The organism is Kitasatospora sp. NPDC058048 (assembly GCF_042885555.1).
Taxonomy (GTDB): Bacteria; Actinomycetota; Actinomycetes; order Streptomycetales; family Streptomycetaceae; genus Kitasatospora; species Kitasatospora lactacystinica.
The window spans coordinates 1-24,196 of the sequence record NZ_JBHVRT010000072.1 but is presented as its reverse complement, the minus strand read 5'-3'; the positions used below and the strand labels follow the sequence as shown (position 1 = coordinate 24,196).

The window sequence follows — 24,196 nt, the reverse complement described above, 5'->3', positions numbered from 1 at the left end:
TCCTCCTGGGTGTAGTCGCCGGCCTTGCGCAGCCGCTCCCGCTCGGCCGGGACCGGCAGGTCTTCCACCGGCTTCGGCCGGGCCAGCAGCGCGTCGATCGACGCGAACAGGTCCTCACTCATCGACACCTCACCTCCAACACACACCCTAGCGTGAAAGTAACTTCTGGATCGCACATTTCAAACGAACGTCACCGGTGTGGGGCATGCCGAGGGCGCACTGCTGACAGCAAGGGGTCTGGTCACCGGCCGGACGGGGGTCCACCCACCACGCGGACGGGGGTCTACCCACCAGCCGGACACCCTTAAGAGAAGTAGAGAGAGAACACGGCGAGCCCCTCCCGGACGCCGAACGCCACCTACAGGTGACTTCGCGCGCGAAGGCCGGCGGCCGATCGGCGGCCAGCCGCGGGCGGGGCCGTTCGCGCCCGCCGTTTTCCCCGAACCGGCCCCGGACGGGGAACGGCTCTGGCATGCTCACCCGAATGCAGTAGGCCTCCGGGTCACCGGGGCATCACACAGCGTCAAGTCGAGACCTGGGGTGGGCAGTGGAGTACACGATCAGCGCGACGGCGTTCCTGGCGATCATCATCGTCCTGCGGCTCCGGCGCCGCACCGAGGCCCGCAGCCGGACCGACGAGGCGCTCACGGTCTTCACCGCCGTCACCTTCGGAGTCCTGATCGCCGCCACCTCCTGGGGCCACGCCATCCTCCAACTCGTTGGCGTCGCCGCCGACGCCACCCACTGACCCCGCTTCCCGGCCAGCGGACGGCGGGCACCGCCGACGCGACCGGAGCACACCCGTACACCCCGAGGAGAAACCGTGGCGGAAACCGTGTGGACCACGGTGTTCTGGTCGGCCATGGCGGTCCTGGCCGCCGTAGCCGCCGTGGCCTGGTGGATGAGCCTCTACCCCGGCACCTGGCGGCACGCCTTCCACCCCCGCCACAGCCGGGAGCGGCGGAAGCTGCGCGCGGCCAGGGAGAACCTGCGCCGGGCGGAGCAGAACGTGGCCGCCGAGCAGGAGAGCGCCCGCTCGTGCGCGGCGTCGGCCGCGGCCGACGCCGCGCACGAGCACCAGGCCCGGGTGAGGGAAGCCGAGCTCCGCCTGGCCGCGCTGCGCGACCCCGGCCACGGAGCACTGCTCCACTCCCTCGGGGACCGCCTGGATCTGTACGAGCAGGCCCTGCAGGTGTGCACCGGCTCCACCCACCCGCTCCGCGGGCTCACGATCGACGACCAGTACTCCCCCACCGAGGCCTACATCTACCTGACGCCGCCCGACGGCCAGCGCGAGCTGCTCACCCTCGTTCTGGAGGACACCCCCGAGGCGGACGTACGGGCCTTCGTCGTCCACGTCCACAACGCCATCGCCGACACCGGACCCGCACTCCAACGGCTCCGGGCCCTCATCCCCGAGGCCGAGGCCGAACTGAAGCGCGTCACCGCCGACACCGGCAACCGCCGCCGGGCCGAACGGCACCTGCGCCAGGTCACCGCCCAGCTGAAGAACGACCTTCGCATCCCCCGAGCCCGACACGAACTCGACGCCGCCTACGACCGCTGGCAGGAACTGACCGGCCGCCGCCCCAGCTGACTGCCCCGTCGCGGCAAGCAGGTCCGGAGTCGCTCTGGTGACAGGCAGGGTTCCGTCCCCGACAGACGTCCCCAGAACGGCGTCAGGCTTTCGGGAGCGTTATCCCGAGTTCGAGCATGGCGGGTGAGGCGGGGCCGCCTTCGGAGCGCTCGGTCTTGTAGCCCTTGACGCCCGGGGCAACGGTACGTGGGTCGACGGCTTCGGAGGGGGCGCCGGTGGAGTAGAGGCCGTCGGGGTCCTGGTCGCGGTCGTGGGGCAGGAGCCAGAAGACCCGGCGGCGGAAGGTACCGGAGGCGCGGGAGGACTTGGCGTCGGGGCCGAGGAGCGCGTAGCCGACCATGCGGCCGTCGCGGTGGTAGGCGGGGCGGCTGCGGCGGGTGGTGAGGCGGTCCAGCGACTGGCGGACGTAGTCGAGGTCGGTGGTGTCCTCGAGCCAGACGAGGTCCGTTTCGTGGGCGAGCTCGGACGGGTCGATCAGCGCGCTCACGTCGGCTGCTCCTCTGTGTCGTCGGTGATCAGGCCGATGCCCGGGTAGAACTTACGCGAGTTGGACAGGACCATCTCCTTCGGGGAGGTCATACCCAGTGTCTCGCGCACTCGTGCGGCGAATGCGCGGGCGGAGACCGGATTGGACCCTTCGGAGCCGCACCAGCGGGTGTAGGCGCCGTAGAGCTGGGCCTGTTCGGCGCGCATGCCGTCGCCGATCCGGCAGGCCTCGTTGAGGAAGCGCCCGACGTGGTCCTCGGTCTCCGCGTACGCCGTGGTGGCGGTCTGGACGGCTTCCGGGCCGGCCAGGTCCTTGTCGCCGGCGAAGTAGCGGCGGGCGCCCTCGATGAGCCAGGCGAGGATGCCGGGGCCTTCCTCGGCGACGAGGACGTACGCCAGGTTGTCGATCTTGCGTTCCTCGGGGACGACCCGTTCGAAGGGGATCAGGCGCATCCGGCGCCAGAACGCGAAACCGCCGGTGCCCACCTCCGGGCGGTGGTTGCCGAGCAGCCACAGCTTGTGGGTGGGCGCGAAGGAGAAGAAGTCCTGGCGCATCCGGCGCGCCTTGATCTTGTCACCGCCGGTGAGCAGCTTGACGCGGGCTTCGTCGAAGCGGTCGCCCGGTTTGAGTTCGGAGCAGACGATGATGCGCCGGCCGTGTAGCTCGGCGAGGTCGGTGGGGTGGCCGTCGAAGGTCTTGGCCATGAGGAAGCCGGGCGGCGCGGCATCCGCGTAGTCGCCGAGGAGCTGGATCATGACGTCCAGGAGGACGGACTTGCCGTTCTTGCCCTGCCCGTAGAGGAAGGGCATGACCTGGGCCCCGACGTCGCCGCTGATCGAGTAGCCGAGGAGCAGGTGGAGGAAGTCGCGGGTCTGGCGGCCGTTCTTGTCGTCACCGAAGGTGTCGGCGAGGAAGCGGTCCCAGCGCGGGGTGGGCATGTGGGCGGGCGCGAGGGTGGTGGAGCGGGAGTGGTGGTGGCGGGTGGGGTCCGGGGCGGCGACCGTTCCGGTGCGCAGGTCGACGACGCCTCCGGGGGTGCACAGGGCGTAGGGGTCGGCGTCCAGCAGGGCGGCGTTGAGGACCATGCCGGGGGCGGACTTCGCCTGGGCGAGCATCGCGTTCATGCCGGAGGTCGACAGTGCGCGGCGGCGGTGTCGGCGCAGGTCCGAGTTCGTGTGGATGCCGCGCGGGTCGTGGGTGGAGATGGCCTCGGCCATCTCTCCGGCGGCCCACAGGACGGTGTCGTCCTCGTCGAGCTGCCAGCGGTGCTTGGCCCACCGGTACCAGCCCAGGCCGGGGACGTGGCGGTAGTCGCCTCCGTAGAGGTGGACGAACAGCTTGGCGTTGCCGCGGTCGGACAGGGAGTCCGGCAGGAGGCCGTGTGCGGTCGCCTCGGCGCCAACGGGAGCGGGTTGCCGGGCTGCCAGCGCGGGGGCGGGCACCGTTGTGGTGGACTGCGGGGCTGGGGCCTGCGGCTGGAGGTCCAGCAGGCTGTCCTGCACGGCCGTGGTGGCGGACGGCAGTGGAAGGGCCCTGGGGAGCCCTTGGTGGGCCAGGATGAGCTGCGCGACCTTGTAGGGGTCGAAGCCCTGGTGGGGCATGTTGTTCATCCCCGCACCTCCAGGTGGAGCGGCTGGCGGGCGCCTGCGGCGAGCCCGGCACGGATCACGGCGCGGTTGTGCCGGTCCTGCGCGGGGCGGGCGGCGAGCGCGGTGTCGAGGAGCGCCTGCTCGGCTTCGGTGCGGGTGAGGTGGCCGCCGGCGGCGAGGCCTCCGGCGGTGAAGGCGGCACGGTTGAGCTTGCCGGTGAAACCGGTGCCCTCCGGTGCCGTGGCGCAGTTCGCCACGTCCTGCAGGAGCGGCTCGAGCAGGCGGTTCGCCCTGGTGCGGCCACCGCCGGCCGCGAGGACGGCTTGGCGCGCACGTGGGGGCACCGCAGGCTGGGCGGCGGGCGGCGGGACGGGCTTGTCCTTGAGGTGGCCGGTGCGCACCAGGTTGTCGCTGAGCCACTGCGGGAGCGGGGCGGGGGTCTTCGCGCCGGAGAGGGGGGCGTAGGTGCCGGCGTGGGTGGTTGTGCCGGGGGCGACGATGAAGCCACCGTGCGCGCGGACGTCGACCTGCCAGGCGAGGGCCCGGGTGCTGGAGGATCCTGTGGAGCAGGTGAACTCGAGGCCGGCGTGATCGAGGTACCAGATGTGCAGGCCTCCGGACGGGGTGCGCACGCGCAGGGTGCCAGTGTCGGTGGTCGGGTCGGCGACCTGGTGGAGGGCGGCCAGGAGCGCGAGGCTGTGGTAGCCGGAGGCGAGCCCTTCGAGGGGGACGTCCTGGTGGATCGGGATGCCGGGCAGGATCCGGTCACGGGCGGGGACCGCGTCGGTGTGGGTGTCCACGTCGAGGACGACGAGGCGGGCGGGACCGCAGGCGACGCCCGCGCCGAAGCCCGGGTTGGTCTTCCACCAGGCGTCGAGGAGGTCGGGATCGAGGGTGGCCGCGTGAAAGCCGTGGCACCAGCGACCGGCTGCGCGGCACTGGCAGGCGTCGGCCACGTGGGCGTTTGCTGGGCAGGCGGGGCAGTTGGCGGGTGGGGTCTTGCGGCCGGGGGCGAGCGGGTGCACGGGCCAGCCCTGAGCCGCGCACCACTGGGCGACGGCCAGCGACCGGGGCTTGTTGCCCGGTCGGTCGCTTCGGTCGCTCCCCACGGCCTTCGGCGCCGTCACGCTGGTCCCTCTCCTGTTCTCGATCGCTGCTCGGTGTTCGGTCGCTGGTTGGTTCGTTGGAACAAAAGACCAGGTCAGAGGCTCGCCATCGATGAGACAGCGACTGAAGCGACTCAAGCCCAGAACATAGCCCAGACAGACTAGCCGAGTGCGGAGCCGGAGCCGGGCAACCTGCGGGATCCCCTACGGCCAGCGACCGGGCCGAGATCCAGCGACTCAGCACCGTTGGTCGCTCCTCCCGCAGGAACCTGTATTTCCCCAGGTCAAGCTACTGATCAGGAAAGATCAGCGACTGAAGCGACTCAAGCCCGGGTCTATGACGCACACGCGCACACGCGAATGTCCTCATATACAGGAACTTCGGTCGCTTCAGTCGCTGACCCGCACCCGAAAGTGCCTCTGACCTGCACGTTTTAAGAGCGACCGAACGGCAGCTACCGAAGAGCCCCGGGCCCCTCGCAGGGTCGCTTCCGGCGTGTCGCCCACACAGCTCGCGGGTGAACGCGTTTCTTCGGTCGCTTCGGTCGCTCGGGGTCCGGGACCCGGACCTTCATCCGGGCACCCGTGTCACCGCCAAGTGCAGGTACCCCACAAGCTCGAGCGAGGTTCAGGCCTTACCGCCGCCGGGGGTCACCGAGCCGAGAAACCGAACGTGGATGCCACCGGGTCGAGCGGGGTGTAGTAGCCGGTCGAGAAGCAGGTCGTCTGGGTCGAGGTGCCGGTGCACGGGGTCTTGGTGTCGGTGTTCCCGGCGATGATGACGCCGACCGGCGCCATGGAGTCGCCCACCGGGTTGGCCACGGCCGGCCCTCCGCTGTCGCCCTGGGCGACAGCGATGCCCCCGCTGCGGGACCTCACCTCGGTCGCGGCGGTGCGCCCGGACGGCGAGTGGACGCCGACTCGCGTGACCTCCAGCTCGCAGTGGAAGCCGGACACGGCACCGCTGAAGCAGGCGGACTGGCCCGGGTCCAGGCGCGCCGGCCCGTACAGCGGACGGGAGTCGCCGCTGTTCCAGGGGCCGCTGTAGAAGCGGGCCGCGGTGCCGTTGTCGGTCGTGATGACGGCGACGTCCAGGCCGGTGTCGTGGGCGGTGACCTCCCCGACCACGCGCTGTCCGTTGTAGACGTTCCCGCCGGTCTGGCAGTGCGCGGCGGTCAGCAGGACGCGCTTGTTGTTCACCCAGCCGGGCACGCCGGTGGAGCAGCGGGAGTTGTCAGCGAGGGTGAGGTCGGCTCCGGCGTACCAGGGCGGGGCGTCGGTGGTGCGGCTGCCCTGGGTGGGTGTTTCGGGGGAACCGGCCAGCGCGTGGACCGGGACGCCGGCAAGGCGTTCGACCTGGGCCTCGTAGTCGCGTGCGGGAGCGTTGGGCGGCGAGATGCGCCGGGTGGTCGTCGGCCGGTAGGTGAGCAGGAGGCCGCTGCCGTCGGTGGAGGGCGAGATCGACGACCACTCCGAGGGGTCGTCGCCGACGGCGGTGACGAACCTGTCGACGGCCCGGTCCATCTCGGAACGGGAGTAGGCCGCAGGCCGGTAGCGGACGTCGTAGTCGGGGCCCACCGGGCCGACGTTTTCGTGGTGGGCCTGTTCACGGGTGCGCGCGCGCCAGGCGTCCACAGCCCCGGTGATCCCGGCGGGGACCGGGCCCTTCCAGTAGAGGTCGAGGTAGTGCTCGTCGCCATGGAACACGATCGAGGCGAAACCGTCACCGGGCACCTGGCCGGCGTCGACCAGCCGGTGGATCTCGTCCGCGATCGGCCTCAGATGCTTCTCGTGGTACTCGCGGCTCAACAGGACCGTCGGAGCCATGCGGATCTCCTCAGCATCACCCTGAGCGGTCCTCGCAACCGCTACGGACGCTGCGCCCAAGACCAGGACCGCTGCCGCGTACAGGAGTTTCGACCGGCACATGGGCACACCATAGAGTCACCAGTCCACTTACTCAGAGTTGTCGGATTGTGTGCGTAGATACGCCAGGTCCGCTCGAGGCGGCGTTCCATACAGGCGATGGTTCGACGTCGGACGTGGGGTCGATGGCGTGCAGGCGGACGGCGACCTCGTCGGGGGCGCCGGTGTTGCAGCCCCTCGCGCAGGCCAAGCGCGGCGAGGACACCGCAGCAGGTCGGCGCTCGGCAACGTCGCACTGCGAGCGTACGGCGTGCTGTGCGCACGGCGGCTGGCTACTGCGGCTCGGACCTTGTGTCTGGGAGGACGAGTTCCGGGATGTACGGGGTGGTCCTGGTGACCACGGTCCGACGCGCACCCGGGACCTCCCCGATCAGCTCCTGAGAGGCTGTCACGACCTGGGACAACGGCCCCTTCCCGCGCGCGGCCTCCGCGAAGGCGTCCAGGAGGTAAGTCCGTACGGCGAGGTCCGACGGCGTGTCGCTGAGACCGACCAGCGCGGAATCCACGACGAGCAGGCCGGGCACGCTGCTGCCCGGTACCTCCTGGCCAAGGTCCCTCAGGCTCAGCAGAGCGTTCAGCTCAACCAGCGCCAAGGTCGCCCCGGCGACCGACACCGAGTCGAAGGCCTCGCCGTTGACGACTGGGGTGAAACCCCTCTCGGCGATGTACGCGTGACGCCACTGGCCGCCCGCACGTGCCATGCGCCGGGCGAACAGGACCGACCATCGCTTCAGAAGGTCGACCACCCGCTGGCGGGCTTCAGACTCCGCCTCGTTCACCGCCTCCGACGCGGTGCGCGCCTCCTTCTCCAGCCGTGAGAGCGCCGCCCGCTGCACATCGACGGTACCGAGCTCCTCGACCCGCTCGGCCAGCTGCTCGGCCAACGTGGCCAGCTCCTGGACACGCTTCTCCGCATCGAGGGCGGCACGCCGCAGCGGTTCCACGACCCCGTCGGCGAAGGTGTCCGCCGCCCGGTGAGCCTCCCTCACCGCCCGGTGCGCGGCCACTGAAAGCCTTCGGGCCTCGACCGCGGCTTGCCTTCGGGCATCGCACGTACGGTGTGCGGCCGCCAGAGCTTGCTCGGCCTCGCGCAACAGCTCGGCGAGGTCCGGGCCCTGCGGGCGCCGTCCGGGGTGGGGCTCCTTGCACATCTGGCAGACGTCGTCCGGCACGGGACGCAGTCGGCGGCGGCACACCGGGCAAGCGGAGGCAGTGGGCTCGCGCAGGGCCGCGAGGCGGCCCTCGGCCTGACCCACGCGCCGCAGTGCCTCGCGCAGGTGCTCCTCGGCGCGGTCGGCGGCCTCGTCCGTGGGGCCCGTAGCACCGTAGGTTTTCTTCGCGGCGTCGCGCAGTTCCTGCAAGCGGCCGTGGGCGGTGCTGAGCTCGCCTGCAGTGCCACGGGCAGCCTCGCGAGCCTGGGCGAGGTCGTGCTCTGCCTGGTGCCGGCGCTGGATGAGCTCCTCGGGCGTGGTGAAGCCGAGCTTGTCGCGCAGCGCCTCGTAGCCGGCGAGCTCCCGGCGAGTGGCGGCGAGTTCCCGGCGGACCGCCCGCAGACGGGTGCGGGCGGCCTCGATGGCGTCCTCGCGCAGGCCGAGCAGCGCCTTGACGGCCAGCTCCCGCAGCTCCGGCTTCAGCCCGCCGAGGTAGGTGACGCCGGCGGTGGCCTGACGCACGTACACAAACGGCAGGATGTGCTCGAAGGAGAGTTCCCTGCCGTTCCCCCGCAGGACGGGGATCTTGAGTTGGTCGAGCAGGAACCGGCCTGCGGTGGGCTTGTCGGAGTCCCTGGACACCAAGGGCAACCGGACCGGCGGAGCACCAGCATCGCCGGTGTTCTCGAACTCGACGCTGGAGGCGCCCGGCTTGTAGGTGATGCTCCACCGGGAGTCGCCGATCGACATCGTGACGGCCAGGCGGCTGCAGGCCCTCGCGGCCGGCATCGCCTTCAGGTGGGGCGTCGGCCCGAAGGTCAGGAAGAGTGCCTCGAGCCCGGTGGACTTGCCGGCACCGCTCTCACCCACCACCGCGGCCCAGCCTGCGGCGAGCCGCCGCTCAACCCACCGGCCCTCAAACTCGAACCGTTGCGCCTCCATGATGACCCGCATGCCGGGTTCCCCCTTTCAGGTGAGGCTGTACCTATGTCGCGGAGGGCAACGAGGACCGGTTCGGGAGGGCACGAGTCGCGGCGGGGGTACACCGGATCGGCTGATCCCTTCGTCACAGCCGTTGACGACGCGCTCCTGGCGCTCCCGCTTCGAAGCCGTCGGGATCAAGCCCGGCAGAGCGGCTCTGGCGACACCGCCCGGCCGACGGCAGGACCCAGGGAGACGGGCCACGCCCGAGAAGATCGCCTTGACGGTGCGTCCCCATCTGGTGATCCTCTGTGATCGCGGTACATGAAGCCGCACACCGAGGAGGACCGCATGGCCATGAAACCGACCGAGGAGCAGCAGGCAGCGAGGGAGGTGTTCGTCGCCGGCCGGGATCTGGCTCTGGTGGCGGGTGCCGGTACGGGCAAGACCTCGACCCTGATGCTGATGGGTTCCGCCACGCAGAAGCGTGGCTTGTACATTTCGTTCAACCGGGCCATCGCGGACGACGCCCGAGGCCGTTTCGCCTGGAACGTGGAGTGCCGGACCGCGCACTCGCTGGCGTTCAAGGCGGTGGGGAAGAACTACGGGCCGCGGCTGGAGTCGTCCGCGCGGATCCCGGCGAAGCAGACCGCGCGGCTGCTCGGCATCACAAGCGACCTGATGGTGGACGGCACCAAGATCACGATCGCCCACCAGGCCCGGCTGGTGATGGGCATGGTGCGGCGCTTCTGCTACACGACCGACAGCCAGGTGATGGCCCGGCACATGGACCGGTTGAACGGTCTCAGCGCGCAGGGCCAGGACTTCGCCGCCCGGACGCTGCTGCCCTACGCGGTGAAGGCGTGGGACGACATCCAGTCCTTGGACGGCAGGCTCCGCTTCGAACACGACTTCTACATGAAGATGTGGGCGATGGCAGCGCCGCTGCTCCCTGCGGACTTCATCCTGCTGGACGAGGCCCAGGACACCAACCCGGTGCTGGAGGAGATCTTCCTCAACCAGCCGGCGCAGCGCATCTGCGTCGGCGATCCGGCCCAGCAGATCTACGGCTGGCGTTCGGCCAAGGACGTGATGACGGGTTTCCCCGCCGAGCACCTCCACCTGACGCAGTCATTCCGCTTCGGCCCCCGGATCGCGGAGGATGCCAACCGGTGGCTCAAGCACGCGGAGTCGGACCTGCGCCTGACCGGTTTCGGAGCGGTCGACTCGCGGCTCGGACCGCTGGGCGAGCCCGACGCCGTGCTGTGCCGGGGCAACGCGGACGCGATGCAGGAGGTCCTGGGCTTCCTGGAGGACGGGGTGCCGGTCGCGCTGGCCGGCGGCGGAAGCGCCCTGGAGCGGATCGCGAACGCCGCCCTCGAACTCCAGGCGGGACGCCGCACCAGCCACCCCGAGCTGTTCCTGTTCAACTCCTGGGGCGAGGTGCAGGAGTACGTCGAGCAGGACAAGGCCGGCCAGGACCTGAAGGCGATCGTCAAGCTGGTCGACGACTACGGGGCGCCCCTGATCCTCAAGGCCGTGGCACATCTGAGCCCGGAGGAGGCCGCCAGGGTCACGGTCTCCACCGTGCACAAAGCCAAGGGCCGCGAGTGGGACACCGTGCGGGTCGGCGAGGGCTTCGCACCACCGCCGGCGACCGACGAAGGCCGACAGCTGCCCATGCGGCTGGACGAGGCGCGGCTCGTCTACGTGGCGGTCACCCGGGCCCGCCACCAGCTCGACACGCGAGGGCTCTCCTGGGTGGGCGGCTACGAGAAAGCCATGGCCGTCGAGGAGAAGGACGGCACCATCGGCGGTATCCCGATGGTCCACCTGAGCCTGACCGGCCAGCTCCAGTACACGACGTCCCCGTTGTCCCGGTTCATGGCCGAACACCTGCCGGGAAGCGGCGCCGTGGTGTCCGACTACCAGCGGCGCATCGCCGGCCTGCCGCACCCGGTCCAGCCCGTCGACGTCCAGTACCCGGACTGGCCGGCGCTCGGGCACGCCGTCGACTACCGGCTGCGGCTGTCCCTGGGCCGCCCGCTGGGCGAGGCCGTCGAACTGGGCGTCCACGGCGCCGGCCGCGGACATCGGCTTGTGGGAGCTCCCGCGGACGACGCCCGTATGGCTCTGCACGTCGCCGGGCTGAAGCTGCTGGCCACGGTGGACGACTACCTCGTCCGGCCCGCCGTGCTCAACGACGAACGGCTGGGCCGGCTGTGCTTCGTCGCCGCGCACTTCGAGGACGTCTTCCGCAGCGGGCAGTTCCGCCGGCACAACCCGCTGGCGGGCGCCACCGGGGCGACGACCCTCGACCAGCTGTGCGCCGACGTCCCGCCGTACGTCGTCGAAGACCTCCGACGACAGATGGAACTCGCCGAAGGGCCGTTCAAGGCGTTCCGCTCGCTGCCGTCCGAGGACCGGGTCTGCGGCCCGGGCTTCGCGGGCAGCGCGGACATCGGTGGCGCCGACGCCGACTTCATCCTCGACGGCCTGCTCCTGGACTGCAAGGCCAGCACCCGTCCCCAGCGGCTCGGTCGGGACGAGATCTACCAGCTCGCCGGCTACCTCCTGCTCGACTACAACGACGACTACGGCATCGACCAGGTCGGCCTCTACCTCGCCCGCCAGGGCCACCTGGTGGTCTGGGGCGCGGACGAGTTCCTCGCCCGCCTCGGCACCAGGACCAGTCTGAGCCGGCTTCGCAGTCTGCTGCGCACGCACTTGCGGGCAGCGGCCAGGGCCGCGGGCTGACACCGGGTCGGCCGGGCATCAGCCCACAGACCGTCGGGTGGGGGCAGCACCCAGGGTGGTGCCCCCCCGACGGGGGTTGCTCCGGCCAGGCGGTGGGGCCAGCCGGGCCGCCGTTGGCGCCGGCCCGTCTCGGCAGGCGGAGGATCAGAACGGTGGACCGTCCGGGTCCTCGTCGTGGACGCCGTCTCGGACCAGCCGCTCCGTATCGCTGCGCTCGTGCGGGAGGAAAGCCGCGGGCAGGTCCGGAATCCACTCGGCCAGGTCCTCGACCGCCGCAGTCGGGTGCGGAAGAACCCTCTCCTTCCGCACCCGGCCCCAGGTGGCCCGACGGCGTCGCACCTTCGGCGCGCACCGCCAGCACAGCCATCCCTCGTCGACCGACATGATGGTGCCGTTACGGCACCCGTGCCCCGCGCACAGGGTGCGCTCGGACGACGTGCCCGCAGCCGGCTTCTCCCGCCGTTCGACGACGTGCTCGTAGCCAGCGGGCCGGCGGCGCAGGATGAAGTCGTGGTGGCGGATCGTGGAGAAGCCCACGAGCTCGCGCTCGTGCAGCTCGGCGGCGGACGCATGGGAGGGGCATTTCTGCCATAGCCATCGTGTGGCCTCCCGGAAGTCCAGCGGGTCGATCTCCCAGACCCACATCCTGCCGCAGTAGGTCAGCATGATCGACTTCCCCGCGCGCCCTTTCGCCTCGGGAATGGCGACTTGCACCCAGCGCCCCTCGGCTGAACTGAACACCGCGCGTTCGCACCGCTGCCCGGGTGCCCCCTCCACGACGCACTGCAGGTCCTCGATCCTCCCCGGGCAGATCCGCAGCAGCGGCCCGTGACACAGCACGTGCCGCTCACCCGCCCCGGCCGCGGCCGCGGGTTCCGGCTCAGCTACCTCGGTCTCGTCCAGCGGCGGGTCGGCGGGAACGAACTCCCCGGAGTCGAGCAGCTCCGCATCCGCACGCCCAGCACGCGTACGACATCCTTGATGTCCCGCGGAAGGCCCTCGTGCTCGATCGCCGGACAGATCGCGGGGTGCGCCAGGAAGCAGTCACCGAACAGTGCCCCGGGGGCGGCCATGCCCATGTCCACGCTCCACCGGAATCGCGGAGGGACCCGGTGCGCGGGGACGGGGCCAGCGGAATCCGCCCGCCGTCGTGCCGGTCGTACCAGACCACCCCGTTCCCGCACCACTTGCAGCGCCCCACGGCACGGGCCCGCAGGACCTTCGAGGGGCTGCCGCGGTGGATCCACTCGCTGGTCCGGGCCGGTGGCAGCGATGGCGCGGTGCGCCAGGACCCGCAGGTCCCGTACGACGGTCCGGCCCGTCTTGCCGTTGATCCGGGCGGCCAGCTGGCGGGCGCAGCTGGGCGGAGTAGGCGGGGTCGTAGCCCTTGCGCAGGCCGAGCGCGACGAGCACGCCGTCGGCCGGCTCGCGGCCGTCGGTGCCCAGCCGGTGTCCGCGGCGAGCCGGTGCTGCGCGCGCGGTCGGCGTCGTGGGAGGTGGTTCAGCGATGCCTGAACAGCCGCTGAACGCGAAGGGCTTCGGCCTGCCAGTGCACACGGGTCTCGCTGGCGGCAGAGGGTGCTTGCCGGCCGAGGCGGGCGGCCAGGTCGCGGTACAGGGCCGGGTGTCGGGTGTCGCCGGCGGCGAGCAGGGAGGAGAGCAGCGGTTCACCGGCGGCGGTGGGCGGCGCGAGGTTTGGCATCCACGGCCTCCGGCCGCCGATCGCGGCTTCCACCATCTTCTGCGTTTCACGGGCGGAACGTCGATCCGGCCCGCCGGATCGCGAGCCTCCGTACGACGGCGGGCGATCAGGCCATCTGGGAGCGGTGGCGCACCCTCGTCACCGGACGGCGGGATCGCCCTCGCACTGCGGGCTGGAACGGCGAGGCCGCCCCGGCCGGGGCGGCCTCGCCGTTCCCATGCGTTACTCCGGGTAGCTGGTGTCAGGAGTGGGGGGACAACTCGTCCGGGGGAGGGAGTAGGCAGGGAGTGATGACCCGCAGGTACATGCGGTCCGCAGTGCCCGAGGTGGACGCCGTCGCGGAGTAGCGGCTGCTGGGGTGGAAGGCGTCGACGAGTGCGTCCGGTTTGCCGTCCACGGTCTCGCGGTAGCCCTTCACCGTCAGACCTTCGCCGGCCAGCAGGTCGCGGACTTTCCTGACCGCTTCGGGATGCTGGGCACGCGGCACCGTGCTCTTGACGCTGTACATCAGGATGTACCGGTCGTCGGAGGCGGTTTCGCCGTTCTTGCCGGTACACGGGGTGAAGAGCGCGTCGATGGTCGACGCGTCGGTCTCGATCCCGGCGGTCTGGGCCATGTGCTCGGTGATCTGTTGCGCCCAGGCTTGAGCGTCGGCCTTGGATTTCACGGGTGGTGTGTCACTCCTGTCGGCGGAACGGGCGGACGAGCATCCGCTGAGCACCGCGAGCAGGAGCGCAGTGGCGGTGAACCACCGGGGGGTGCGGGACACGCTGGCAGCCATGGTGCTCCTGAATCGCCGGTCGGCGGTTGGTTGAACTGGTGGCGGGGTCAGTGCGGGACCTTGGGGGCGAGCGTCGGCGGGCGACCCGCGATGATGCGTCCCTGGTTGTCGAGGCTTTCACTTGCCCCGTTGGCGCCCATGTCCCAGTAGCCGCCGTGTCCGCTGGTGTCGATCTGGATGCGTTGGGCCCCGAAGATCCCGTACTGGGGCCCCTCCCCGAAAACGGTGCCGGTGAACGTCTGGATGAAGTCGTCCTTCGCCGTACCGACCCAGACGTGCTTGGGGTCGATGTTGAGCTGCGACGCGGTGTCCACTCCCATACCGGGGCTGCCGAGCGCGAGGATGTCATCGACGTTCGCTCCGCCGTCCCGCGCGGCCGCACCCACGACATAGGTCCCGTAGCTGTGCGCCATCAAGGTCAGGTGTGAGCAGACGCCGTTGTCGCCTTCCGCCACCCTGAGGCCCTTGGTGAAGTTGCGCAGGAGTGGCGCCCCGGCGTCCCCGCGGTCGGTTTCGGCCACGGTGCCGTTCAACCAGTTCGGTGTCTCGTAGCCCAGCCACGAGACGACGGCGACGTTCTGGCCGTCAGATTCGTCCTCGGCTGCTTTCTGGAGACGCCGGATGTGGTCCATCTGCCCCGGCACGCCGGCGAAGACCGTCCCGGTGCCCGGCACGAAGACCGCCGTGTGCTGGGACTTATCGGGGTTGCCCGTGGAGACGATGGCCCGGCCGTTGTGCGCCTCGGGGTCGAGTCCGAGCAGGAACATCCTGTGCGGCTCCGGGTTCCCGTCGGACGCCGTCAGCTTCCTCTTGATCTCCTCCAAGGCCTTGATCCGCGACTTGTACTCGTCTTCGTCGATACCGAAGTCGCCGGGCTTCCCTGTCCGGTAGGAATCCAGCTTCTCGTCGAGCACCAGGCGGTTCGCCTCGTCCCGGACGATCGTGGGAAGACCGTCCAGCCTGCCGATCTTGTCGGGCTGCAGTGCCAAGTAGGCCTCCTGCTGCTCCGGGGTGAGCCCCTTCCACCACGCGGCGGAAGCCTCCGGGTCCTTGCCGTCCGGAACGTAGGGGTCGACCAGGCCCAGGTCCTGCATTGCGGCGGCGGCCGCATTCTTGGCGCCGGCGAGCGCACCGTTGACCCGGGTCGGGTCGAGAGCATTCGAGCTGAGCCGACCCAGGGCCGTGTTGCCCTGATCACTCGCCGTCTGGGCAGCCTTCAACGCGGTATTGATCCGGTCCTGGAAGCCCTTCATCTCCGAACCGAGCTGTTGACGCGCCTTCTGCGCGTCCGGGTCGTTGTGCTCCCCCTTCCCCTCGGGCGGGAGGCTGACGACACCATCGGCAGACACGTTCAGGCCCGCGTCCACCGCACGGTTCACGGCGTTCGTGAGGTTGGTCTGCGCCTGGTACATCCGATCGGCGACAGTGTTCAGCACCAGGGCCGCGGTGTCCGCTTCCATCTTGACGATGTTCAGCTGCTGCTCCGTCTTCCCCATGTACAAGAGCGCGGCCTTGGCGTCGTCCCCCTCCCAGTTGCCGGCCAGCGGTCCGTTGACCTGGCCGCGATGACGCTGGCCGGTGCTCTCCGCGGCGTGGCCCAGCGCGGTCCAGGCCTTCGCCGCGTCGTGCAGCCCGTGCGGGTCGAACTTCACCAGCAGATCGTAGAGACCGCTCACTTGCCCCCCTGCGGTACGACAGCCCACGCACCGGCAATCGCGCGGTCTTTGTGCTCATGGGCAGTGGCGTTGGCGTCCAGGTTGGCCGCAGTGTCCGCGAGACGCTGGCGCAGGTCACCGAGCGGCTTGGACCAGCCGGACCCCAACTGCGCCAGTCCGCCGGCGACCGACCAGCCGACGAGCTGGCCGGAGACGGTCTCGCTCGTGGTCACCGCGTTCTGAACGGGCGCGCCCAGTTCCTCCCCCAGCCCCTTCGCGATACCCGCGGACGCCCGCAGATCCGCTGGTTGGACCACAATCCTGCCAGTGGCGTTGTCACCCATATGGGCTCCCCTCCCCGAAGATGGACGCGTAGTCCCACTCCCCCGCAGGACGCTAAACCTGCTGTGTGCGCTACGCATCCGTACAGATACTCAGATGTTACGGGCCGCACCTGACCCCGTGGACGTGCCTCCGGATGGTTGGAGCAGCCGCTGCGGGCGACCACGAAGGATGACGGCTGGTCGATACGTGACGGCCGACGCGGACGAAGGCGCAGCACAGTCGGAAGACCGGTACGGGGCTGCGGGATCGAGGAGGCCAGCGTGGGTGGCCGCAGTACGAGCGGTGTCACGGGGTCGGGGCGCAGCACCGGCGCCAGTTGTAGTTGCGGCCGCCCTTGGGGCCAGTGCGCTCGGCGATCCAGGCCCGGGCGTCCTCGGGTGTGAGGGGGCGGAAGCCGATTGCCCAGTCGGCCACGTCGATGGCGAAGAGCTCGCCGTCCCGGACCATCCGTCGGCGTCCGCGGGCGCATACACACGCTGGCCGTCGGCCGGGTACAGCGACCTCAACTCGGCCTCCAGAGAGCTGGGGGCACCGGTCGGTCGGCCTTCGCCACGCTGGGGCTCGCCAGGAGCCGGTGCCCGGTGTAGTGCACCTGGCTGCCCCGACCGCCTGTTCATCTGGGCTGTAGGGATCAGGCGGGGGAACCGTGATCATCTTGGGCGAAACGTTGCTAAACCGTAATGGCCTGCCCCAGCTCCTTCTCACCCGCTTAATCCTGAATGTCCATTTTCTAAATGACCGACTAGGGGTACTCAGCCCCGTTTTTCTGTGTGGCACTTGACCCTCGGTCAGAGGTCATCTGGTAGCAGCCGCGTGCGTTGACGTGCCGGTTTTCTGGCCGATAGCGTCCGCTTGGTTCTAACTTTGCCAGCTCGGGGGCGCTGGGCACTCCCGGGTTCATCTCGTTTTCTGGAGTTCCTATGCGTATCGTTCGCAGACTGGCCTGGCCGCTTGGCGCGGCTCTGGCGATACCCGTGATGGCCGCTCCGATGCCTGCGGCGGCCGTCGACACCGCGCTGCCGTCCGCGGTGGAGGGCTTCGCGTACCCGGACGCGGCGAAGATCCTCGCCGACCGGCACATCACCCTGAAGACCGGCGACGGGCACATCACCCTCGCGGAGTGCGCCTCAGGCGCAGGCCAGATACACCTCTTCAGCCGCCAGGCTGCACCGGAGGAGGTTTGCTTCAAAGTCTCCGGGCCAACGGGCTATCTCGCCGTGGAGATCCCGAAGGTCTACACCATTCGGGGCGACGGGGAGCACACCGTCAAGGCCATTGTCAGCACCGACGGCAATACCACCACCATCGACGTACCCAAGGATGTCTGGACGGCAGTCGGCGAGTCCGGGTCCTCCCGCAACGCCAGCACCCTGCTTGAGCTCACCGCCACCGACGGGCCAGCCGTCCCCTCCCCCTCCGGAGACTTCCCGGCCGTCGGCACGGTGACCGTGGACCAGCCCGGCCGAAACCCGAACGCGAAGGCCTGCACGGCAACCCTGGTCGACCGCAACTGGGTGCTCACCGCCGCGTCCTGCTTCGGCGACAAGCCCGCCGCCGGCGCGCCCGCTGCCAAGAGCACCGCCACCATCGGCGGCCGCACCGTCGACATCGCCGAACTGGCCCCTCGCACGGACCGCGACCTGGTCATGGCCCGTCTCGCCATCACGGTCAACGACATCACCCCCGCCAGCGTCGGCGTCACCGCTCCGACCGCCGCCGAGAACCTGCGTGTGGCCGGCTATGGCCGCACCGCCACCGAGTGGGCGCCGCTCAAGGCACACACCACCACCCACACCGTCAGTGCTCTCACCACTACCACCATCGACACCACCCCAGCCGTCGGCCAGGCCCCCATCTGCCAAGGCGACGCTGGCGCCCCGCTGCTGCGCAACAAGAACGGCGCCACCGAGATCGCCGCCGTTGCCTCCCGTTCCTGGCAGGGCGGCTGCCTCGGCACGCCCGCCACCGAAACCCGCACCAACGCCACTGGCGTCCGCGTCGACGACCTCGCTGGCTGGGTCCAGCAGACCCGCGCCAAGGCCGTGGGCTGGAAGACCCAGGCCCTGGTGCGCAGCGACAACAACCTCTACTTCGCGACCCGCCTTTACGACGGTTCCTGGACCCCGTACGAGGACGTCCAGGCCGCGGCCGGGAACATCGGCGGCGTCCGTGCGGTCGCCACCGCCGGTATCAACACCTCCACCCACATCGTGGCGCTCGGCGGCGACGGGCATCTGCACTACGCCATCCGCGACCTCGACGGTGGCTGGGGCCAGAAGTTCGTCGACGTCAACACCACCGTCTCCGACCTCGGCAACATCTCCCAGGTCTCCGTCTCCCCCGTCGGCGGTGACCTTCACGTCGTGGTCGTCGCGGACGGCTTCCTGTTCCACAGCGTCCGCTACAGCACCGGCCAGTGGACCTCGTTCAAGGTGGTCACCGACGTCACCGGGCCGCTCAACGGCATCACCTCCATCTCCGCCGCCGGAGCCGCCGACGGTGGACTGCACATCGCCGCTGTGTCGGGCGGAACGGTCTACCACACCCTGCGCAACGCCGGCGGTGGCTGGTCCACCTGGGGGTCGGTCGCCGAGGCCGCCGGTGCCACCGCGCCCGTGACCGCCGTCGCCATCTCTCGTCAGAACAGCGACCTCAACCTCGCCCTCATCGCCAGCGACGGCCAGTACCACACCCTGCGCTGGGCCAACGGCAGCTGGCAGCCCATCGCCTCACTCAGCAGCGTCATCGGGAACATCACGGGCACCAGCATCAGCGCCGCCCCCGTCGACACCGACGCACAGTTCGCCATCGCCACCAGCGACAACAAGGTGCTCCTGACCGCCCGCCACTCCGACGGCACCTGGTCTACCCCCGAAACCCTCGATCTCGCCGCCATCCCCGGCAACCACACCGGAACCATGATCACCAGCACCCTCTGACCGCCGCCGCTTCAGGCCGTCCCGGCGGGGCCGGTTCTCCCTCAACGGGTTATCTGGCCTCGGCACTGACGACAAGTCGCTCGAGACGGCTGCACAGACGCGACCGCCGAGGCCGTTCGCGTCCAGCGAAGGCCTCCATCAAGTAGGGCGGGCGCAGTAGGCCCCGCACTGCTGTGGTGCCCACGGGTGTGGCGCACCGCGACACACCCGCGAGCCCATGTCTTCCGTCTGACCCCCGGCCCGTTACCGCGAACCGCAGCTGGCCGGGCGGCACTTCGGTGCCCGAACCAGAAATGAGATGACGAAGTTCACATGAGGATGTCACTGACATCACGGGCCCGATCACGGCTTGCCGCCGGGTTCGTGGTCGGCAGCCTGATCACCGGGCTGCTCACAATTCCGGCGATGGCGGAGGACACAGCGCCCGCCACCGCCGCGGACCCGGACCGGGTGAAGGCGGTCGCCGCCTGGCAGGCCGGCGGACCGGCCGTGCGCCACGCCGCCGAAGCGGCGCTGACCGGCTCCGCCGATGACCTGAAGACCTTCCTGACGAGCGGCCAGGCCGCGGCCGAAGACCAGGACCTGCGCACGCAGATCGAGGAACTCGTCGCGAAGTCCGGCCCCGGGGTACGGGAAGCGGGAACGGCCGCGCTCAACGGCTCGGCCGCCGACCTGAAGGCATTCCTCGACAAGGGCGCCCAGAGGAACTTCAACGACGACCGACGGGTGCAGCTGGCACGCATCATGGACACCGGCGGCCCCGGTGTGAAGGAAGCCGCCAGCAAGGCGCTCGACGGCACCATGACGGACGTCAACAAGTTCCTGAACGAAGGCCAGTTCAGGGCACGCGATGACGACGACCGGGTCCACCTCGCGCAGCTGATGGACTCCGGCGGCCCGGAGGTGAAGAAGGCCGCAAGCGCCGCGCTGGACGGCGGCATAGACGACGTGCGGCAGTTCCTGCAGTACGGCTATCAGACCGCCGCCGCCCACGACCAGGAAACCCTGACGGTCTCCCAGCTGGCCGACCTGACGAAGAACGCCTCCGATCAGGCCGGTCAGCAGGCCCAAACCGCGCTGGACGCGGCCGGCATGGCCCTGGACGCGACCAAGCTCGCCAAGGAGGCCTCCGAACGGGCCGCCAACGAGACCAAGGCCGCCCAGGGCTCCGCCAACAAGGCGTCCAACGCCGCCAGCAACGCCGCGGACGCCGCGACCCGGGCCGCCGATGCCGCCCAGACCGCCTCGAAGGCGGCCAAGGCCGCCAACGAGGCCTCCCGCCAGGCGGCCAACGCCGCAACGAACGCGGCTTCAGCCGCCACGAAGGCCGGCAACGCCGCCGCCCGCGCACTGGCCGCCGCCGGCGACGCCGCAGGCAACGCCGGCCTGGCCGACACGGCCCGCACCGCCGCCGTCACCGCCCGCAACGCTGCGGTCGACGCCCACACCGCGGGTGAGGCCGCCGCATGGGCCGGACGGTCCGCTTCCCAGGCCGGACTCGCCGCCCTGGCGGCCGCCGCCGCAGGCGGCAACGCCACGGCTGCCGCCGACGCCGCCGCCGAAGCCGCCGACTACTCCGGCGTGGCGGGCGCTGACGCCGCACGGGCCCGCAGCGCCGCCGCCCGTGCGAAGGCCTCGGCAGCGGAGGCGACACGCGCCGCCAAGGCCACTCTCACGATCGCCAACCAAGCCGCCACCGCGGCCGGTGAAGCCCAGCGCGCCGCCAACGACGCCGCCGCACACGCCGAAGCCGCAGCCACAGCGGCCGAGGAAGCCGCCAAACACGCCGGCGACGCGAACTCTGCGGCCGACATCGCGCAGACCGCCGCCACGGCTGCCGACGCGAGCGCCAACTCCGCGGCGAACTCCGCCGCCCAGGCCCATAAGGTCGCCGACATCGCCCGCTCCTCGGACGCGGAGCGGCTCGCCGCCCAGCAGGCCACCGAAATGGCCGCCGCCGAGGAAGCCTCCCGCGAGGCCGACCGGAAGGTGAAGGCCGCCGCTTGGGAGTCCGGCAAGGCCACCCAGTTCGCTGCCGACACCGAGCAGCTCATCAAGGACGCCACCGCGTCCGGCGTCGACCCGAAGACGGCCGTGCTCAAGGGCCGCCAGGCCGCCTTCCGGCTGTTGGACACCGCCGGGCCGTGGACCAAGGCCGCCGCCCAGAGCGCGCTGGAGGGCGACGACAGCGCCGTCCAAGCGTTCCTGAGCAGTGGTCTGACGACCGCCCGCGACTACGACGACCGCACCAGCGTCATGGCGATCGCCAGATCCTCCGGCAAGCTGGAAAAGCGTCTCGCGGCCGAGACCGCCTCCGTCGGCACCGCAGACCAGGTGCGCGCGTTCCTCGACACTGGCCAGTATCCGGGCAAGGACGACGACGACCGCGTCCAACTCGCGCGGATCATGGACGTCGGCGGCCCCGGTGTGAAGGAAGCCGCCAGCAAGGCCCTGGACGGCACGATCAACGACGTCCGCACCTTCCTGGCCACCGGCCAGTACAGGGCCCGCAACGACGACAACCGCGTCCTGGTCGCCCAGGCCCTCGACACCGGCGGCCCCGAGGTCAAGGCGGCCGCCCAAGCCGTCCTCTCCGGCCCCGCCGACCGCCTCGTACCGTTCCTGCAGACCGGCCTGCCCAAGGCCCAGCAGCGCGACGCGATGACCGCCGCCCACCTGGCCACCATCGCCTCCTACCTCGCCACCATCGACGGCTCCGTCGCCCAGGCGCGCCAGTACGCCGCCCAGGCCGCCCAGTCCTACGCCACCGCCCGCGGCGCCGCCAACGAGGCCGCCGGCTACGCCAACCAGGCCAGCCAGTCCTCCCAGCAGGCCCAAGGCTTCGCCAACCAGGCCGCACAATCCGCACAAGCCGCCCGGGCAAGCGCCCAGCAGGCCGCCGGCTACGCCAAGCAGGCCCAAGCCTCTGCGGCCACCGCCAACGCCGCTGCCCGCAGCGCCTCCACCTCGGCGGCCATGGCCACCGGCTACGCCGCCCAGGCAAGCAAGTACGCAGCCGATGCCAAAACCGCCTCCGACGAGGCAAAGGCCTCCGCCGTGGCGGCTGCCAGGAGCCGCGACGAGGCGAAGAAGGCCGCCGACGAGGCCATGGCCGCCGTCTTCACCAAACAGCAGGACGACAGCTCCGACGGGAAACTGCAGAACGCGACCGCCTTCGTCGACGATGAAGGGCGGATCTCCTTCATCGACGCCCTCCCGCAGGGCGACCCGAGCACGGAGATCGTCAAGGACGACCTCTCCCGCTGCGCAGCCGGCGACATGATCCTGTCGGCCTACGGCCACGTGATGAAGCCCCTGGACACCACGATCTGGCACAACGACGCGGCAGGAAAGCCGGTCTGCACCGTCACCCTCACGGTCAAAGCCACCGGCACCACCGACTACATCCTGAAGACCTGCCCCGAACCGAACCTCACGATCACCGCCTGCCGCGGCAAATACACCACCTGGAACACCGTCCTCATCAACAGTTCCCCGGTGGACGCCCAGTACACGCAGACCGTCGAGGTGACCTACGGCGAGTACCTCAAGAAGTACCGGCCGAAGGTGGACACCGTCCAAATCCTGTACGACATGACAATCGGCGACTTCGTCAAGTGCTATAACGATCCCGGCATCAACCTCTCCTGCGGCATGGCCGCAGCCAACGTCGCCCCCTTCATCCCCGCCCTGGCCAAAAGCGTCAAGGCCGTCGTCACGTTCCGCTACGCGCTCACGACCGGCATCGGCATCGAAAACGCCAAACTCGCCGTACAGGCCTCGCTCGACGGCTACAACATCGCAGCCCTCGCCAAGCTCACCTCCACAGCAGACCTGGTCAGCAAGTTCCGCAACACCCTGAAGGACGGCGCCGGCACCGACGCCGCCCTCGACGCACTACGCCAGAACCCGAACGTCGAACGTGTACTGGTAGAGCAGGCTGAGAACGAGGCCACGATCGCCGCGGGCGTGCGGACGGAGTGCCGAATCAACAGCTTCCCCGCCGGCACCGAGGTTCTGCTCGCCGACGGATCGCACCGAGCGATCGGAGACATCCGTACCGGCATCGAGGTCATGGCAGCGGATCCCTCGACCGGAGAACGTCACGCGCAGCCGGTGACCGCCACCTTCGCCCACGCCACCGAGCGGCTGGTGGACATCGGCCTCACCGACGGCAGCACCCTCTCCACGACCGCCGGCCACCTTCTCTACGTCGAAGGCAAGGGCTGGGTGGTCGCCTCCGCTCTGGTCGCGAATGACCGCCTGCGCACTGCGGGCGGTTCCCTGCGGACGGTCGGCGCCCTGCAGGATCGCCCCGGTCTGGTACCCCAGTCGGTCTACGACCTGACTGTCGGAGGCCTGCACACCTTCTACGTGCGCGCCATCGGCGACCGGGGCCAGGACCTGCTCGTCCACAACTGTCTGAACATCGTGGCCGACGAGGGCACCAGCGAGGCCCACACCCTGAGCCAGCACGTCAACATCTCCGGCCCGAGGCTCATTGACAAGGTCACGAAGGACGGTGTGGCGAGCGTCTGGGCCGACCAGCAGACCGCCGTGCGGGCGGCCCAGAAGGCCTTCGACCAGTGGTACGCCAACGGCACCAACGCGCAGAAGCTCGCGGAATGGATCACGAAGCAGGAACGACGCGGCAAGAATGCCCCGTTCGATCCGACGCGTGACACGAAGTCGTTCACCTGGACGGTCAGGGACGAAGGCTCCCTTGGCACGACATACACCAAGAACCCCGTCGACGATCCGAAGAACCCCCTGATCGACACACCCACTGGGAACAACGTGGTGATCACCCTGAAGTACGTTCGGGGTCATCCTCAGAAGTTCGTCGTCTACAGCGCTTACCCGAAGTAAGGAGACACCCGCATGAAGCCCCGTGCCGATTTCACCGAAGACTTCGGGCTGAGTGGCCTGACGAAGTACCTCCAGTCCCGGCTCGCGCCCCGGGACGCGGCCGGCATCCTCTCGTTCGTCGATAACCTGCTCGAAGTCGAAGGGCGAGCGTACGCACAGGAGGTGGCGGAGGACGTCCGCCGTGCGACGCGGTCCTCGTTGCCCGATGCAGTGCTCTCCACAGTGTGGCTCGCAGCCACGGAGTCGCGCTTCGATCCGGCGGGCACAGGGCTCGGTATCCGCATCTGGCTGGAGCAGATCGCGGACACCTGTTCCAGCTTTGTCCGCCGAGACGATCCGTCCTTCGATCCCGGAGAACCCGGCCCCGCCGA

General features: G+C 70.2%; 16 protein-coding genes and 2 pseudogenes. 6 read left to right on the top strand and 12 right to left on the bottom strand.

The genetic code is table 11. The features are described 5' to 3' along the window. Positions 1-547: 547 nt before the first annotated feature. Together ACFVVA_RS40825 and ACFVVA_RS40820 are read left to right on the top strand one after the other, a co-directional pair. The gene (locus ACFVVA_RS40825; RefSeq protein ID WP_387695750.1) at positions 548-748 is read left to right on the top strand and encodes a hypothetical protein; all 201 of its coding nucleotides are present in this window, start codon (positions 548-550) and stop codon (positions 746-748) included. A 75-nt stretch (positions 749-823) separates the two neighbouring features. Then, positions 824-1,597, top strand: a complete 774-nt coding sequence (locus ACFVVA_RS40820; RefSeq protein WP_387695749.1) for a hypothetical protein — start codon at positions 824-826, stop codon at positions 1,595-1,597. 82 nt (positions 1,598-1,679) lie between these two features. On the opposite strand, the gene ACFVVA_RS40815 is transcribed toward ACFVVA_RS40820, so the two are convergent. From ACFVVA_RS40815 to ACFVVA_RS40795, 5 genes are all read right to left on the bottom strand, one after another. Continuing rightward, positions 1,680-2,084, bottom strand: a complete 405-nt coding sequence (locus tag ACFVVA_RS40815) for a DUF6009 family protein (RefSeq protein ID WP_387695748.1) — start codon at positions 2,082-2,084, stop codon at positions 1,680-1,682. Beyond that, positions 2,081-3,694, bottom strand: a complete 1,614-nt coding sequence (locus ACFVVA_RS40810) for a phage/plasmid primase, P4 family (protein ID WP_387695746.1) — start codon at positions 3,692-3,694, stop codon at positions 2,081-2,083. The genes ACFVVA_RS40815 and ACFVVA_RS40810 overlap by 4 nt, the downstream gene beginning before the upstream one ends. Continuing rightward, positions 3,691-4,800, bottom strand: coding sequence for a bifunctional DNA primase/polymerase (locus ACFVVA_RS40805; RefSeq protein WP_387695745.1), 1,110 nt, complete (start codon positions 4,798-4,800; stop codon positions 3,691-3,693). The genes ACFVVA_RS40810 and ACFVVA_RS40805 overlap by 4 nt, the downstream gene beginning before the upstream one ends. Positions 4,801-5,430: 630 nt before the next feature. Continuing rightward, positions 5,431-6,606, bottom strand: coding sequence for a hypothetical protein (locus ACFVVA_RS40800; RefSeq protein ID WP_387695744.1), 1,176 nt, complete (start codon positions 6,604-6,606; stop codon positions 5,431-5,433). 371 nt (positions 6,607-6,977) lie between these two features. Continuing rightward, positions 6,978-8,810: a hypothetical protein gene (locus ACFVVA_RS40795; RefSeq protein ID WP_387695743.1), complete on the bottom strand. Its 1,833-nt coding sequence runs from the start codon at positions 8,808-8,810 to the stop codon at positions 6,978-6,980. A 318-nt stretch (positions 8,811-9,128) separates the two neighbouring features. On the opposite strand from ACFVVA_RS40795, the gene ACFVVA_RS40790 reads away from it, so the two are divergent. Continuing rightward, positions 9,129-11,534, top strand: a complete 2,406-nt coding sequence (locus ACFVVA_RS40790; RefSeq protein WP_387695742.1) for a UvrD-helicase domain-containing protein — start codon at positions 9,129-9,131, stop codon at positions 11,532-11,534. A gap of 144 nt (positions 11,535-11,678) precedes the next feature. Here the strand turns inward: ACFVVA_RS40790 and ACFVVA_RS40785 are convergent, their stop codons facing one another. The 7 genes and pseudogenes from ACFVVA_RS40785 to ACFVVA_RS40755 all read right to left on the bottom strand — a co-directional run bounded on the left by ACFVVA_RS40785 (position 11,679) and on the right by ACFVVA_RS40755 (position 16,464). Then, entirely contained in the window at positions 11,679-12,248 is a 570-nt protein-coding gene (locus ACFVVA_RS40785; protein WP_387695741.1) for a hypothetical protein, read from the bottom strand. Between the two features lie 170 nt (positions 12,249-12,418). Then, positions 12,419-12,777, bottom strand: a pseudogene (locus ACFVVA_RS40780) (DUF6083 domain-containing protein). Positions 12,778-13,035: 258 nt separating this feature from the next. Beyond that, positions 13,036-13,236: a hypothetical protein gene (locus ACFVVA_RS40775; RefSeq protein ID WP_387695740.1), complete on the bottom strand. Its 201-nt coding sequence runs from the start codon at positions 13,234-13,236 to the stop codon at positions 13,036-13,038. 241 nt (positions 13,237-13,477) lie between these two features. After that, positions 13,478-14,017, bottom strand: a complete 540-nt coding sequence (locus ACFVVA_RS40770; RefSeq protein ID WP_387695739.1) for a hypothetical protein — start codon at positions 14,015-14,017, stop codon at positions 13,478-13,480. Between the two features lie 47 nt (positions 14,018-14,064). Beyond that, positions 14,065-15,693, bottom strand: coding sequence for an alpha/beta hydrolase (locus tag ACFVVA_RS40765; RefSeq protein WP_387695738.1), 1,629 nt, complete (start codon positions 15,691-15,693; stop codon positions 14,065-14,067). Further along, positions 15,690-16,016, bottom strand: coding sequence for a hypothetical protein (locus ACFVVA_RS40760; protein WP_387695737.1), 327 nt, complete (start codon positions 16,014-16,016; stop codon positions 15,690-15,692). Before ACFVVA_RS40760 ends, ACFVVA_RS40765 begins: the two co-directional genes overlap by 4 nt. 286 nt (positions 16,017-16,302) lie before the next feature. Next, positions 16,303-16,464 carry a hypothetical protein gene (locus tag ACFVVA_RS40755; protein ID WP_387695736.1) on the bottom strand — a complete coding sequence of 54 codons (162 nt, stop codon included), beginning with the start codon at positions 16,462-16,464 and terminating at the stop codon, positions 16,303-16,305. Between the two features lie 473 nt (positions 16,465-16,937). Between ACFVVA_RS40755 and ACFVVA_RS40750 the strand changes: the two genes are divergently transcribed. The 3 genes and pseudogenes from ACFVVA_RS40750 to ACFVVA_RS40740 all read left to right on the top strand — a co-directional run. Further along, complete coding sequence (locus tag ACFVVA_RS40750; protein WP_387695735.1) at positions 16,938-18,956, top strand: trypsin-like serine protease; 2,019 nt, start codon at positions 16,938-16,940, stop codon at positions 18,954-18,956. 450 nt (positions 18,957-19,406) lie between these two features. Continuing rightward, positions 19,407-23,825 carry a polymorphic toxin-type HINT domain-containing protein gene (locus ACFVVA_RS40745; protein WP_387695734.1) on the top strand — a complete coding sequence of 1,473 codons (4,419 nt, stop codon included), beginning with the start codon at positions 19,407-19,409 and terminating at the stop codon, positions 23,823-23,825. Between the two features lie 12 nt (positions 23,826-23,837). After that, positions 23,838-24,196: pseudogene (locus ACFVVA_RS40740) on the top strand (hypothetical protein); the annotation flags it as partial.